Source organism: Micromonospora sp. NPDC049107 (assembly GCF_040648595.1).
Classification (GTDB): Bacteria; Actinomycetota; Actinomycetes; order Mycobacteriales; family Micromonosporaceae; genus Micromonospora.
On record NZ_JBEZEC010000004.1, the window covers coordinates 519266 to 533271 of the forward strand.

12 protein-coding genes are annotated in these 14006 nt (G+C 69.9%); 6 read left to right on the forward strand and 6 right to left on the reverse strand.

Annotation, left to right across the window (positions count from 1 at the left end):
* Positions 1-56: 56 nt before the first annotated feature.
* Positions 57-1061 (forward strand): hypothetical protein, encoded by a 1005-nt coding sequence (locus AB0B55_RS13635; protein WP_357131753.1) that lies wholly within the window; start codon positions 57-59, stop codon positions 1059-1061.
* A gap of 62 nt (positions 1062-1123) precedes the next feature.
* Here AB0B55_RS13635 and AB0B55_RS13640 read toward each other — a convergent pair whose 3' ends face one another.
* Together AB0B55_RS13640 and AB0B55_RS13645 are read right to left on the reverse strand one after the other, a co-directional pair.
* Entirely contained in the window at positions 1124-2569 is a 1446-nt protein-coding gene (locus AB0B55_RS13640; RefSeq protein ID WP_357131756.1) for a non-reducing end alpha-L-arabinofuranosidase family hydrolase, read from the reverse strand.
* 339 nt (positions 2570-2908) lie between these two features.
* The gene (locus AB0B55_RS13645) at positions 2909-3571 is read right to left on the reverse strand and encodes a hypothetical protein (protein ID WP_357131759.1); all 663 of its coding nucleotides are present in this window, start codon (positions 3569-3571) and stop codon (positions 2909-2911) included.
* Positions 3572-3754: 183 nt separating this feature from the next.
* On the opposite strand from AB0B55_RS13645, the gene AB0B55_RS13650 reads away from it, so the two are divergent.
* The 4 genes from AB0B55_RS13650 to AB0B55_RS13665 all read left to right on the forward strand — a co-directional run bounded on the left by AB0B55_RS13650 (position 3755) and on the right by AB0B55_RS13665 (position 9333).
* Complete coding sequence (locus AB0B55_RS13650; protein WP_357171815.1) at positions 3755-4972, forward strand: HupE/UreJ family protein; 1218 nt, start codon at positions 3755-3757, stop codon at positions 4970-4972.
* Between the two features lie 143 nt (positions 4973-5115).
* Positions 5116-7089, forward strand: coding sequence for a metallophosphoesterase family protein (locus AB0B55_RS13655; protein WP_357131766.1), 1974 nt, complete (start codon positions 5116-5118; stop codon positions 7087-7089).
* Between the two features lie 91 nt (positions 7090-7180).
* The gene (locus AB0B55_RS13660) at positions 7181-8248 is read left to right on the forward strand and encodes a DUF916 domain-containing protein (protein WP_357171816.1); all 1068 of its coding nucleotides are present in this window, start codon (positions 7181-7183) and stop codon (positions 8246-8248) included.
* Positions 8249-8361: 113 nt separating this feature from the next.
* On the forward strand, positions 8362-9333 hold the full coding sequence (locus AB0B55_RS13665; RefSeq protein WP_357171817.1) for an NADP-dependent oxidoreductase: 972 nt from the start codon (positions 8362-8364) through the stop codon (positions 9331-9333).
* A gap of 3 nt (positions 9334-9336) precedes the next feature.
* Here the strand turns inward: AB0B55_RS13665 and AB0B55_RS13670 are convergent, their stop codons facing one another.
* The 4 genes from AB0B55_RS13670 to AB0B55_RS13685 form a co-directional block, all read right to left on the reverse strand.
* The gene (locus AB0B55_RS13670) at positions 9337-9927 is read right to left on the reverse strand and encodes an HAD family phosphatase (RefSeq protein WP_357131775.1); all 591 of its coding nucleotides are present in this window, start codon (positions 9925-9927) and stop codon (positions 9337-9339) included.
* A gap of 16 nt (positions 9928-9943) precedes the next feature.
* A complete protein-coding gene (locus tag AB0B55_RS13675; protein WP_357171818.1) occupies positions 9944-11149 on the reverse strand; it encodes a low temperature requirement protein A in 1206 nt (401 codons plus the stop codon).
* Positions 11150-11221: 72 nt separating this feature from the next.
* Positions 11222-12280: a tryptophan--tRNA ligase gene (gene trpS / locus AB0B55_RS13680; protein WP_357131781.1), complete on the reverse strand. Its 1059-nt coding sequence runs from the start codon at positions 12278-12280 to the stop codon at positions 11222-11224.
* A gap of 277 nt (positions 12281-12557) precedes the next feature.
* Positions 12558-13022: a PRC-barrel domain-containing protein gene (locus AB0B55_RS13685; RefSeq protein ID WP_357171819.1), complete on the reverse strand. Its 465-nt coding sequence runs from the start codon at positions 13020-13022 to the stop codon at positions 12558-12560.
* A 128-nt stretch (positions 13023-13150) separates the two neighbouring features.
* Between AB0B55_RS13685 and AB0B55_RS13690 the strand changes: the two genes are divergently transcribed.
* Positions 13151-13405 (forward strand): hypothetical protein, encoded by a 255-nt coding sequence (locus AB0B55_RS13690; RefSeq protein ID WP_357131787.1) that lies wholly within the window; start codon positions 13151-13153, stop codon positions 13403-13405.
* Positions 13406-14006: the final 601 nt, after the last annotated feature.

A 14006-nucleotide genomic window follows, 5' to 3' on the forward strand; every position in this document is an offset into this window, starting at 1 on the left:
GCGACAGGACGAGGGCATGCTCGTCATTACCGCGAAGCGAACCAGGGGGAACTCTCTTGACGGAGAACACGGCTGACGGGGAGCACAAACCCGGTGAGCTCAGCACGGTGCTGACCGTCGTGGCCGTCGGGATCGCGCTGGCCGTGGCCTTCGTGGCCTCGTACACCCTGGCGTTGGACCGACCGCCGCCGAACCGCATCCCGACGGCGCTCGTCGGGGACGCGACTGCCGACGCGGGGGTCGCGCAGGAGCTGCGGTCGCGCATGCGCGGCGCGCTGCGGTACCAGAGCTACCCGACCGCCGGAGAAGCCCAGCGCGCCATCGAGCGACAACGGGTCTACGCGGCGCTGGTGGTGGAACCCGGCCGGTCGCGGCTGCTGGTCGCCAGCGCCGCCGGCAACACACTCGCCCAGGTGCTGCGCAACGCCGCTCTACAGCTCAACGAGCAGGGTGGTCGGGAACTGCTCGTGACGGACGTCCGGCCGCTGCCCGACACCGACCGTTCGGGTCTGGCCGCGTTCTACGTGATGATCGCCGCGACCCTGCTCGGCTTCCTGACGGCCCTGCAACTGCGGATCAACGTCGGCCGGGTGCCGCTGCGGACCTGGCTCGCCATTCTCGCCGGCCTCGCCGTCGTGGGCGGGATCGCGCTGGCGGTCACCGTGGGTCCGATCCTCGGGGCGCTTCCGGCGCCCCTGCCGGCCCTCTGGGGTACGTTGGCCGCCCAGATCGCCGTCACCGGCCTGTTCAGCACGCTGATGGTGATCCTGATCGGCCGGTGGGCGGTGGTCCCGACGTGGCTGATCTTCATCGCGATCGGCAACGCGGCCTCGGGCGGTGCCGTGGCGACCGCTCTCCTCCCGCAGCCGTACCGGACCATCAGCGTCATCCACCCGAACGGGAGCGTCATCGCGCTGTTGCAGACCACGTCGTACTTCCCCGAGGCGGTGGGCGTACGACCCGCGCTCGTCGAGGCGGCGTGGCTCGTCGGCCTGCTCGGACTCGTCCTGCTCAGCGCCAGATTGGTGCGCGACGGCCCGCGCTGGAAGTCGTCCTCGTGAGCTGCGCCGCCACGAGGGCGGGCCCGGCTGTGCCGGGCCCGCCCCGCGGGTGGTGGATCAGGTCAGCGTTGCAGGGTGAGCAGGCCGGGGCGGTACGGCAGTAGGCCGTAGTCGACGCCGTTGGAGGAGGGCGATCGGCCCTGGTAGAGCAGTTGGAGGTTGCAGGGGTCGACGGTGAAGGTCTGGTCGGCGCTGGTGCGGATCAACTCGCCGTGGCTGATGTCGTTGGTCCAGGTGGCGCCGCTGTTGGCCTTGCCGGCGAAGGGGTTGCTCTCGGTGGCGGCCTGGGGGGTCCAGCTGCCGTTGAGGCTGGTGGCGGTGAAGGAGCGGAAGTAGCGGCCCTGGCCGCCGATGGCCTCGACGATCATGAGGTACTTGTTCTGGCCGCGGAGCTTGTAGACCTGGGGCGCTTCGAAGAGGTTGTTGGTGGAGTCGCTCATGATGGTCGTGTAGCTGGAGCCGAAGCTGCTGGGGAAGTTCCCGATCGGCATGCTGGCGCGGTAGATCTTGCCGTTGTCGCCGGCGAAGAAGAGGTACATGTTCTGGTCGTCGGCGATCAGGGTCTGGTCGATCGGGCCGGTGCCGGAGCCGGTGATGCTGCCGGTGAACAGGGTCTGGGCAGCGGACCAGCCGTTGGCGTTGGTGGGGTCGGTGGAGGTGCGGTAGGAGAACGCGGTGCCACCCCACTGGTAGGCCAGGACCCAGATGTTCTTGGGCGCGAAGTAGAACAGGGTCGGCGCGACGGTGCCGCTGTTCATGGTGTTCTGGCTGGCCGAGCCCATCTCCGACCAGTTGGTGAACAGACCGAAGTTCATCGAGCCCCAGCGGGTGCCGAAGTCATGGGTCGTCGCGTAGACGAGCTGGCGGCCGTTGTAGGGGGCGACGGTGAAGTCCTTGAGTGACACCCAGCCCGACTTCGGCTGCGCCAACGCCCCGGTCGACGACCACCGGTACGACGACGGCAGGTTGCACGTGTTCGGCGGCGGCGTCGTCGGTGGCGGCGTGGTGGGTGGCGGCGTGGTGGGCGGCGGGGTCGTCGGCGGCGGAGTGGTCGGTGGCGGCGTGGTGGGCGGCGGCGTGGTGGGTGTGGTGCCGCCGTTGCAGGTCACGCCGTTGAGCGCGAAGCTCGTCGGTGCCGGGTTGCTGCCCGTCGTGGAGCCGTTGAACCCGAACGACGCCGTGCCGTTGGTCGCGATCGAACCGTTGTAGCTCACGTTCCGCGCGGTCACCGCCGCCCCGCTCTGCGTCAGGGTGGTGTTCCACGATTGCGTGATCGTCTGCCCGGCGCTGTACGACCACGTCAGCGTCCAACTGCTCACGGGATCGCCGAGGTTCGTGATCGTGACGTTGGCGCCGAAGCCACCCGGCCAGTCGGACGACACGGCGTAGTTCACCGAGCAGCCCGCCGCGGCCGCGCCGGCCGGCAGCGCCACGGCAACCGTCGCCGACGCCAGTAACGCGACACCGGCCGAGACGACCCCGAGATTGGTCGGTCTGAATATGGTCATCGAGCACCCTCCTGACGGGACGGCGGCCTCCACATTCGTGGGAGTGATTGTTAGGTGAGCGTTAACAGCCGCTTCGAGTATGTTACGGGAGCGCTCCCAAACCATCAACCTCGATGTCTCGCCGACACGTAAACGACCTCATCACCTCGCTGACCAGGGCTTCAGCAGGTGGCTACGGTTGCCGGCCGGGCAGGGTGCGGGCACCGGCCACTGCGGACCGGGTGGTCGACAGAGCGGATGATGGGGTGCCGTCGCTGTTATCGATAACATCTGCTCGTCACGCCACCTCAACAACCGGTCGCAGCGAAAACAACCTGCCGCGGCGAGCACAGCGGGAGGTCAGAGCCAGACGACGATGCCGGTCAGGCCGTTGAGCACGGCGGCCACGCCGGCCCGGATGGCGGCCGCGCAGCGCTCGGCGGTGAACGAGCCCGCGTCGTACGTCGAGGACATGCCGAGCCCTTCACCGCGGAACGACGCGCCCTCCCAGTCGACGGCGGTGACGTTGTGGGTGGGCTCGGCCAGCTCGGCGCCCACGACCAGGAACCTCTCGTCCAGGTGGTTCGGTGTGACCAACGCCAGCGGGTCGATCAGGTCGTTGCCCGCGGTGACGATGAGGTCGGCGTTCATGCCGATCGCCTTGCTGATGCCCGCCACGGCCTCGTGCGGATCGCCGACGACGACCGTGCGCAGGTCGAGGTGCTCGTCGTCGGCCCAACTCCGTACCGCCGTCACGAGGGCCTTGGTGGGCGCGTCCGCGCCGGCGGTCAGCAGCACCACCCGGTAGTCCTTCGACGGGTGCACGTCGGCCCACGAACCGGGCTTCGGCGTGATGGTCGCCTCCGGGGCGGGCGTCGCGGCGGTGTCGACGAATCCCGGGCCGAGCGTGCCGAGCGCGCTCGGCGTGGGACGGGGTTGGGACCAGTCGTCGCCGGAGCCGCAGCCGGCGAGGAGTACGGCGGTCGTGGCCAGCAGGGCGACGGCCCGAAACGGGGGGCGCAAGGTGATCGTCCTTCTCCGATGACTGAGGCAGGTGCGGGTACGACTCGTATTCCTATCCCAGATCCGGCGGCCCGCGATCCGCGAGCGGCCGCTGCGGATATTTGTTCGCCATCGGTTCGTCGGCGGGCGGGTTCTTGTTCACCCGCGACGTGCAGCGTGCACTGGCCAACCGAGGGGAACCGCATGCTGGGGCATATCCGTCGTACCGTCGTCGTCGCCGTTGTCGCATTCGCGGCGACGGTGCTTCCGTTCTTCAGCGGTGGAGCGGCGTTCGCGCACGGCTTTTCGTCGACCGTGTACGCGAAAATCTCCGCCGGAGACGAGGGTCACATCCGCGCCGAATTGGGCCTCGAATACGACCTCCTCGTGGTGTCGGCCGCCGACTCCGGCGACGATGACCCACTCTTTCGGGTCGGAACCGCCGCCTTCGAGGCGGGGGACCCGGACGCTCAGGCCGCCGCGCTGAAGGCCCACGCTCCGACGGTCCTGCGCTACGTCGCCGACCGGCTCTCGGTGACCGCCCGTGGCGCGGCCTGTCGGCCCACCCAGGTGGGCGACGCCACGGTGAGCGTTCGGGACGGCGTGCCGTACGCGAACCTGCTGCTCGACTGGACCTGTTCCGAGCGGGTCGCCGAGCACGAGGTGCGCAGTGGTCTCTTCCCGGACGACGAGGCGTACGTCAAGGGCACCAAGACGATCGTCACCTACCAGATCGACGGCCGGTCGGGCAGTGCCGCGCTCGACGCCGCCAACCCGTCCTTCTCGACAGCCCAGACCGCCTACCAGCGGTTCGGCGAGTTCTTCCTGTTGGGGGCCGAGCATCTGCTGTCCGGGATTGATCACATCCTGTTCCTACTGGCGCTGATCGCCGGATCGCGGCGTCTGCGGGAGATCGTGCTCGCGGCCACCAGCTTCACCCTGGCGCACTCGGTGACGTTCCTGCTCGCCGCCCTCGGCCTGGTCGACGTGCCGGCGAGGGTCGTGGAGCCGGTCATCGCGCTGTCGATCGCCGTCGTGGCCGGCTGGCACCTGTGGGGGATCTGGCGGCGTGGTGACCACGCGACGGATCTGGAGACGACCGGACGCGGTCACCTCAGCCTGGACCGCCGGGGGTGGATCCGCCTCGGTGTCGTCTTCTGCTTCGGCCTCGTGCACGGGCTGGGCTTCGCGGGCGCACTCGGCATCGACGAGGCGTGGTCCTGGACGCTGCTGTGGTCGCTGCTGGTGTTCAACGTGGGTATCGAAGTCGTCCAGTTGGCGATTATCGCCGCCGTCTTCCCGCTGTTGTTCGTGCTGCGCCGCCGTGCGCCGAAAGCGGGTCTCTGGGCGACCGGTGTGGTTTCCGCAGGGGTGTCCATCATGGGCCTGATCTGGTTTGTTCAGCGCGTCACCGGCTCGTGAGTACGGCTAACCAGTTCGTGAAGTGCAGCCGCTCGCAAGATCACGTTAATGATCGGTTCACCGGCCGACGAAAGCTTTGGATTCGCTTCCCCGTGCTCGGGGAGGAACAATCCATTTCTCTATTCGAAAAGGGAACAATGTCGATGACATTGAGCACCTCGACACGGGCCGCCGGGCTCGTGCGGCGGCGCGTTGTCGCCGGGGTCGTGGCCGGATTCCTGGGAGTGGGCGTGGCCCTCGGCAGCGGTGTGCTGACCGCCGCCAGCGCCGCCGACCCCACCACGGTGTCCGGCATCGTCCTCGGCGTCGGCGCCAACGAGACCCAGCGCATCGTGTCCTGGTACTCCTCGGCCGACACCGCCCAGAAGATCCAGCTCGCCCCGACCGCCGAGATCGTCAACGGGGAGTTCCCGGCCAGCGCGATCAGCTTCGACGCCGTCGGCGCCGCGAACACCTCCACGACCGGCTACAACCGGCACGCCACGATCAGCAACCTGCGTGAGAACACGGCGTACTCGTACCGGGTCGGCGCCGAGGGAAGCTGGTCGCCCACCTACGCCTTCAAGACGCGGGACTTCGAGGGCGACTTCGACTTCCTGTTCTTCGGCGACCCGCAGATCGGCGCCTCCGGCGACGTCGCGCGGGACCAGGCCGGTTGGGCCGAGACCCTGAAGGTCGCCACCGCGGCGAACCCGAACACCGAGCTGCTGGTCTCCGGCGGTGACCACGTCGAGTCCGCCAACGACGAGTCCCAGTGGAACGCGTACCTCTCCCCGGACCAGCTCCGGCAGTACCCGACGGCCGCCACCATCGGAAACCACGATGTCGGCGGCAAGTCCTGGGAGCAGCACCACTTCACCCCGAACACGGACCGCTCGGCCCAGTACTACAACGGGGACCAGTCGACCCGCTCCGGCGGTGACTTCTGGTACGTCTACAAGGACGTGCTGTTCATCGACCTGAACAGCAACAGCTACGTCAACCCGGCCGACGGCTCGCTCGGCGGCGACGCGGCGCACGTCGCGTACGTCTCGGACATCGTGAAGAAGCACGGCTCCGAGGCGAAGTGGAAGGTTCTCGTCTACCACCACTCCATCTACTCGGCGGCGAGCCACTCCACCGACGCGGACAACAAGAACCGCCGCAAGGACTTCACGACCGCGTTCTCCGATCTCGGCATCGACATGGTGCTGCAGGGTCACGACCACGTGTACACCCGCAGCTACTCGATCAAGAACGGCCAGAAGGAGAACCCGGCTGAGAAGCCGGGGGCCGCCGACGTGTTCCCCGGCCCGGGTGGCGTCCTCTACGTGACGGCGAACTCGGCCTCCGGCTCGAAGTACTACGACATCAAGAAGCCGGACGGCTCCGGCACCGGCGTCGAGGGACTCGGCCCGGACCCGCTGAACCCGAGCAACTACTGGTTCAACTCGGTGGAGAACCAGGAGCACGTCCGCAGCTACGTCAAGGTCGGGGTCAAGGCCGACAAGCTGGTGCTCCAGAACATCCGCAGCGGCACCTGCGCGGCCCCGAACGCGGCCGTCGAGAAGGGTCTGTCCTGCGGCAACACCGCCGAGGGGCAGCCGGTCGGCTCGATCGTCGACAGCACCACGATCCACCCGTACCACGGTGACGGTCAGGCCATCCAGGTCAACGTGCCCAACCCGGCGCCGGGTGAGTTCGGCTGGACCATCGACGGCTACAACGGCCTGGTCGACCTGGGCACCGCGCAGGAGCGCAACGGCAGCTACTTCGAGGCGACCGGCAAGATCAACCCGATCCTCGTGTCGGACAGCCGTCGGTCGCTCGCCCCGTGGTCGATCTCGGCCAGCGTCGGCGACTTCTCCGACGCCGACAAGACGTTCTCCGGCTCGTACCTGGGCTGGACCCCGTACGTCCTCGACGCCGGCGCGGGCGCGGCGGCCGGCGCTCCGGTCCTGTCGTCCCTCGACGACCAGGGCAAGGGCCTCTCGGTCTCCAGCGGTCTGGGCGCGGCCGTGCAGGGTCACCCGCGCGGCGGGGCCAAGCTCGGTGCCGACCTGGACCTGAAGATCCCGGACAGCATCGCGAAGGGCAGCTACCGCACCACCCTCACGATCACTGCCCTGAGCAGCTGATCGAGCCTGTTCCACCGGGCGGGGTAGGCACCTTTCGGGGCCTACCCCGCCGCCGGTTCACCCACCACCAAGATCACTTCGAGGACCTGAGATGCGACCGTCCGTAACGCGCTGGAAGACACTCCTTCGTACGACCGTGCTGTCCCTGCTCGCCGCCGTCGCGGCGGCCGGCGTCGGCGGCGGCCCCGCCCTGGCGGCCGACGGCAACGTCGCCTGGACGGTCCGGACGGCCTCCAACAGCTACGGCGAAGCCCGGTCCAGCTACAGCTACAACGTCAATCCCGGCGGAAACGTCGAGGACGCCATGGTGGTGGCCAACCGCGGCCCGGCGCCCCTGACCCTCGCCGTTTACGCCGCCGACGGCTTCACCACCGACGCGGGGCAGCTCGACCTGCTGACCAGGGACAAGAAGTCCGTGGCGGTCGGCGCCTGGGTCAAGCCGAGCGCCGGCAGCGTCGTGATCCAACCTGGGAAGACCGTCCAGGTGCCCTTCACCATCGCCGTTCCGACCAACGCCACGCCCGGCGACCACGTCGGCGGCATCCTGACCGCGCTGACCCAGGCCGACCAGGCCGAGGGCATCAACGTGGACCGTCGCCTCGGCATCCGGATCACCCTGCGGGTGGGCGGCGAGCTGAAGCCGACCCTCGCGGTCGAGAACCTCCACGTCAGGTACGACGGACCGGCCAACCCGATCGGCAAGGGCGACGCGACCGTCTCCTACACGATCCACAACACCGGTAACGCCGCCCTCTCCGCCAAGCAGTCGGTGTCGGTGTCGGGGCCGTTCGGCGTCCTGCGCGCGCGGGCCGGTGACATCGCCGCGCCGCCGCAGTTGCTCCCGGGCGAGAGCTGGGACGTGACGGTGCCGGTGCACGGCGTCGCGCCCGCCGTCCGGCTCGCGGCGACCGCCACCGTCACCCCACTGCTCACCGACGCGTCGGGCTCCACCACCCCGCTCACGCCCATCGAGGCGACGGCACACGGCTGGGCCCTGCCGTGGACGCTGGTGTTGGCGCTCCTCGTGCTGATCGCCGCCGCCGTCGGCGCGTACCTGTACCGCCGCCGCGGCCGGGCGCGGCGCAAGGCCCGCGAGGACGCCCGGGTGCGCGACGCCGTCGAGCAGGCACTCCGTGGCCCGCAGCCACAGACCTCCTGAGCACTCGACGAGCGGGCGTCGTCCTTGTGGGTGAACGGCGGCTGGCATCCGGTCGGACCCGCCCGTGAGGCGGCATGCTGCGACGGTGACGCCGGCCCGGAGAGGAAGCCCCCATGGTTGACGCGGACGTGCCAGAGCGGATGCAGGCCGCGGCCCTCGACGAGTTCGGCGGGCCGGAGGTGATCACCCTGCGCAAGCTCCCGGTGCCCGAGGTCGCCGCCGACGAGGTGCTGATCAGGGTCCTGAGCGCCGGCGTCGGGGTGTGGGACGCGTACGAACGGCAGGGCCTGTTGGTGCCGGAGGGCTCGTCCCTCCCGATCGTCCCGGGCTCGGACGGCGCGGGGACCATCATCGCGGCCGGCGACCGGGTGACCGGCCTCGCGGTCGGCGACCAGGTCTACGCCTCCGCCACCACCCGGCCCAAGGGCGGCTTCTACGCCGAGTACGCGGTCGTCAAAGCCGAGTACGTCGCGAAGCTGCCCGACGGCGTACCCGCCGAACACGCCGGTGCCATGCCCACCGACGCGCTGACCGCGCTGGCCGGGTTGGACACCGTCACCCTGCCGGCCGGCGCCTGGCTCCTGATCTTCGGCGCGAGCGGCGGTCAGGGACACCTGGCCGTGCAGTTGGCCAAGCGGCAGGGCCTCAACGTGATCGCGGTGGCCTCCGGCGCGGACGGCGTGGCGCTGGTGACCCGGCTCGGCGCCGACGTGTCCCTGGACGGCCACGGCGACCTCGCCGAGGTGCTCACGACGATCCGGGACGCGGCCCCGGAGGGAGTGGCCGGCATCCTGGCGATGGCCGGCGGCGAGACGCTGGACCGGTTGACCGAGACGCTGTCCGACGGCGGAGTCGTGGCGTACGCCCACGGGGTGCGGCCGGAGCCGAGCGAGCGCCCCGGGATGACGGTTCGCGCGTACGACGGCGTGTCCAACCCCGGGCAGTTGCGGCGTCTCAACGAACTCGTCGAGGCCGGCCCGTTCGTGGTGCACGTGGCCGAGAAGTTCCCGTTGGGCAAGGTGCGGGAGGCGCACCAGCGCCTGACGACGTCGTACTCCGGCAAGCTCCTGCTGACGATCGCCTGAGGGTCAGGCGGCGCGCTGCTGCGGCACGCGTACCGACGCCATGCCGGCCGCCGTCGCGGCCTGGATGCCCAGGTCGGTGTCCTCGAAGACCAGACAGGCCTCCGGGGGTACGCCGAGCTGCCGGGCCGCGAGCAGGAACGCCTCCGGGTCGGGCTTGGCCCGCGTGTAGTCCTCGGCGCAGACCAGCACGTCGAACCGGTCCAGCAGGTCGAGCGCCTCCAGGGACGCGGTGACCGCGGCCCGGGTGCTGCCGGAGACGACGGCGAACGGCACCCGCCGGTGCGCCTCGTGGATGTGCGCCACCACCTCGGGCACGGCGGCGACCTGCGGCAACAGCTCCTGGTAGATGCGCTCGCGGTTCTCCACGACGGTCGCCACCGGCATCGCCAGGCCGTGCCGCTCGTTCAACGCGATGATGATGTCGGCGGTCGGCCGGCCACCCCAGGCGTAGAAGAGGTCCTCCGGAAACTCGCAGCCCCACTCGTCGAGGGCTCGCTGCCAGGCCACGTAGTGCAGCGGCATCGAGTCGACGATGGTGCCGTCGCAGTCGAACAGGTACGCGGCGAACTCACCGGGCGGCAGAGGCAGAGTCACCGGGGAAGGGTAACCGTCAGGGACGGGTTGCCCGCGCCGGGTCGGCCCGTTCGTCTCGCCGGTCGAACCGCCGTTCGTACCAGGTGACCGCGATCAGGAGGACGGTCAGCACGGCGAGCGCCGCCAACGGCGCGAGGGTACGACCGACCGGCAGCATGGCCAGCGGCAGCAGCGCCGCGACGACCTGCGCCGGATGGACGGCACGTACGGTCAGTCGACGGAGCACCAGCCTGCTGAGCAGGTAGACGGTGACACCCCCGTAGAGGGCGCCCGTGGCTGCCCAGCCCAGCGGGCCCGAGTCGGAGGGGTCCGCGGCGAGCCGGTCGATCACCTCCTCGATGCCGAGCGCGAAGTAGATGGCGCCGACGATCAGCGGGGTGTGCCCGATGCCGTAGGCGTCGCCGGCCACGTCGGCCCGTCGGTCGGGTGGCACGTCGCTGACGGCCGCCCGTGCGGCGGGAGCCAGCCGATCGAAGTAGAGCCACCACAGGCAGACCGTGCTGACGAGGCCGAGCAGCGCGGCCGCCACCGCCGTACCGACCGGCGTCATCGTCCGTGGCCCCGCGCCGGCGGAGATCAGCGACTCGCCGAGGGCGATGATGAGCACCAACCCGAACCGCTCGGTGAAGTGGTCCACGCTGCGCAGCTGCCACGGGTGGAAGGTGGACGCGAGCCGCGAGCCACCGATGTCCACCAGCAGCGCGGCCGTCCAGAGCACCGTCTGGGCTGTCCCGCCGAGCAGCGCCCCGCCCACCAGCGGAAACCACGCCAGCACCACGGGCACGCGGAAGTAGCGCAGCGTCGGGCGCAGCGACGGGATCGGCACGCTCACCCAGGCGAGGATCACCAGCTGGACCGCCCGGACGACCACGTACGCGAGCGCGAGGGTCAGCGGCGCGTCGACGAGCCCCGGACCCTGTCGCCACGCGTCCGGCAACACCAGGGCGGCCACGAAGATCGCCGCCATCGCGACCAGGGTCGCTCCGCGGACCAGGCCGACGTCCGCGCGGACGAGGTTGCCCACCCAGGTGTACGGCCCCCACGAGTAGAGCAGCAGCAGGAGCAGGAGCAGTCCCTGGGCCAGGGTGAGCAGCGCGGTCGGCGGCTGCGCCATGAAGGCGATGACCCGGGTGAGCGCGAAGACGAAGACCAGGTCGAAGAAGATCTCGAACATCGTCGTCCGGTGCGTGGCACCCACCACGACCGGACGAATTCCCCTCATCCTGGCATTCTGCGCCCTCGGTGGACCGTCTCGGGTCTCCCCGTCACAACGGGAAGACCCGAGACGTCCGCGTCAGGCCGGCGCGTCCGTCCGGCGCCGGCTCCGCTCGGCCCGCCGGCGCACCTGTTGGTACGTCCCGGTCAGGCCCATCGCCCGGCGTACCTCCGTCAGGGTCTGGCGTACCTCCTGCCGGGTGCGCTCGGTGCCCTCGACGATCAGTCGGTCGACCAGCCCTCGGTCGGCCTCGATCGCTGCCCGGCGTTCCCGGATCGGGCTCAGGAAAGCCTCCAGGACCTCGACCAGGCGCTCCTTGACCGCCACGTCACCGACCTGCCCGGCCCGGTAACGCCGGGCCAGGTCGTCCACCTCCGTACGGTCCGGGTTGAACACCTCGTGGTACGCGAAGACCGGGTTGCCCTCCACCGTTCCCGGCACGTCGGCCCGTACCCGGTTCGGGTCGGTGTACATCCCGCGCACCTTGCGGCGCACCGTGGCCGTGTCGTCGGACAGCGCGATGCTGTTACCCCGGCTCTTGCTCATCTTGGCGACGCCGTCGGTGCCCACCAGGCTGGGGTTGTCGGCCGGGATCAGCTCGGGCACCGGGAAGACCGGCCCGTAGAGGTGGTTGAACCGCCTGGCGATCTCCCGGGTCACCTCCACATGCGCGGCGTTGTCCCGGCCGACCGGGACCACCTCGCCCTTGACGCAGAGGATGTCCGCGGCCTGGAGCACCGGGTAACCCAGCAACCCGTACGGCATCTCCTCCTTGCCGGCGTCGCGGGCCATGTCCTTGAGTGACGGCACCCGTTCCAGTCGGGGCACGGTCACCAGGTTCTGCAGGAGGGTGTTCAGGTCGCCGACCTCGGGAATCGCCGACTGGAGGTAGAACGTGGCCCGCGCCGGATCGACGCCGGCGGCGAGGATGTCGGTCACCATCTCGCGGGCGTTGCCGGAGACCTGGTCGATGTCCTCCCGGCGGTTGCGGGTGGTGAGCATGTGCAGGTCCGCGATGATGAAGAAGCTCTCGTACCGCTGGTGCAGCCGCACCCGGTTGGCGATGCTGCCGACGTAGTGGCCAAGGTGCAGGCGGCCGGTGGGCCGGTCGCCGGTGAGCATGCGTGCGATGGACATGAGGATGTGCCTTTCGGGCAGGTAGGTGGGTCACGCGTTGGGCGCGCGCCGAGCGGGGCGAACTCACCCTTCGGTCGGCGGAGGACAGGGCTCAGCGAGCCGTCCGCCATCGCGCGCCGGCGCGGTACCGCAGACCACCGGCACGAAGTAGGTCCAGAAGTTGCTCCCGGCCGTCGCCGGAGCTGGTCAGGGACGCGGACACGACACGGTGCGGGAGACCGTCGACCACATCGACCGCCTTCGGTACGCAACTGCCCGCCCGGACCACCAGCTCAGATTACCCGTGGCGCTGCTCCGGGGGTGGCACCTGACGGTCCGCGTAGTACCTGCCGACGCGGTCCCGGTACTCCGGATCGAACGACGCCGGGTCGAACGGCGGCGCGTCCCTGATCTCCTGCCGGGTCCGGTCGACGTGCACGACCCGGTCCAGGTGGTCGACGCGCTCCACGGTGCCCGCCGGCACCAGCACCTTCTGACCGAGGATCCACGGCCCGGTGTCCACCACCAGGTGTCCGGCATCCGTGTCGTCGCTCGCCTCGTCGATGGTGCCGATACGTCCGTCGCGGGCCTGCACGTGGTAGCCGACGAGGTCGACCGGGGTACCCGGACCGGGGGCGTCCGGACCGTCGTGCCCGCCGTCCGGGTCCTTCGACGGGCCGGTCGAGGGCGTGGCCTGTGTGTATCCGCCGGCCAGCGCGGACGGATCGCGCCAGGCCCAGGGGTTGAAGATCGAGGGTTGCACGGGTCACCTCCCTGTCCTCCCACTCAATGCCCGGCCCGCGGATGCGGGAAACGAGGGCCGGCTCTCCCGCCGGACGGCGGTCAGTGTCGGAATCGGCGGTGCCACCTCCGCTGGCATACTCGGCAGCCATGGTGCTGTCGCGCGGGTGGTCCGCCTTCCTGGTCGGGGTCGGGGTCTGGACCTGGGTGATCTGGCCGAGGTTCGCGGTCGCGATCTGGCAGGACCCACGGTCGTGGGCGTCCGCCACGGTGGGCGACGGCGCGCCGACCAGTTTCCTGTGGGTGCACGCGCTTCTGATCGCCGCGTCGCTGGCCATCGGCACGACGGTCGGGGTGCTCGGCATCCGCGGTTGGCTGGTCGCTCGCCGAGGCGGAACGTCCTGAGCTGCGTAAACGCGTATCCGGCGCGAGTGTGACGCGGGACGCTACCCCCCGATTTGACGATCAAACCCACGGACGCGTAACTTTCTCTCTGCCAGCGCGGAACGGGGCAAACAGGGCGAAAGTCCTGAAGCCACGAACCGGGCCGGCAACCGGGCCAGCTAGGGGTTCGCTCCTGGAGGCGCGGTTCGGGCGGTGCCCACCTGATCTGCCGGGAGGCGGATTTGGTGCGGCGGAACCGACCGGGTAAGGTTCACGACCGGCAGGGCACCGGGCGCGACTGTGGGAGACCACAGCGGCCGGTCTGCCAAATCCGACGACCTGACGCAGCGGTTCGCTGCTGCGTGAGTGCGCCGGGACCAACCCGCACGAAGCACGACAGACCGGCACACACCGGTTTGACACGGCCGAGACGGTGAGGTAACGTAGTAAAAGTGCCCGGCGCGAGAGCGACGGGGACACAGAACGAAAAGCCCCGGGATGGGGCCCACGGGTTGGGCTTGCTGATCGGTGTGTGGTTGTTCTTTGAGAACTCAACAGGGTGCTTGTAAAGCCAGTGCCAATTATGATTTATACCCCGGACTGGCAGCCTGCTTTTGGTGGG

What these genes read in the sequence shown, in the direction of transcription:
- AB0B55_RS13640 (WP_357131756.1), bottom strand. Translation starts at nt 2,569, where the DNA reads ATGACCATATTCAGACCGACCAATCTCGGGGTCGTCTCGGCCGGTGTC.
- AB0B55_RS13650 (WP_357171815.1), top strand. Translation starts at nt 3,755, where the DNA reads ATGCTGGGGCATATCCGTCGTACCGTCGTCGTCGCCGTTGTCGCATTC.
- AB0B55_RS13655 (WP_357131766.1), top strand. Translation starts at nt 5,116, where the DNA reads ATGACATTGAGCACCTCGACACGGGCCGCCGGGCTCGTGCGGCGGCGC.
- AB0B55_RS13660 (WP_357171816.1), top strand. Translation starts at nt 7,181, where the DNA reads ATGCGACCGTCCGTAACGCGCTGGAAGACACTCCTTCGTACGACCGTG.
- AB0B55_RS13665 (WP_357171817.1), top strand. Translation starts at nt 8,362, where the DNA reads ATGGTTGACGCGGACGTGCCAGAGCGGATGCAGGCCGCGGCCCTCGAC.
- AB0B55_RS13675 (WP_357171818.1), bottom strand. Translation starts at nt 11,149, where the DNA reads ATGAGGGGAATTCGTCCGGTCGTGGTGGGTGCCACGCACCGGACGACG.
- trpS (WP_357131781.1), bottom strand. Translation starts at nt 12,280, where the DNA reads ATGTCCATCGCACGCATGCTCACCGGCGACCGGCCCACCGGCCGCCTG.
- AB0B55_RS13690 (WP_357131787.1), top strand. Translation starts at nt 13,151, where the DNA reads ATGGTGCTGTCGCGCGGGTGGTCCGCCTTCCTGGTCGGGGTCGGGGTC.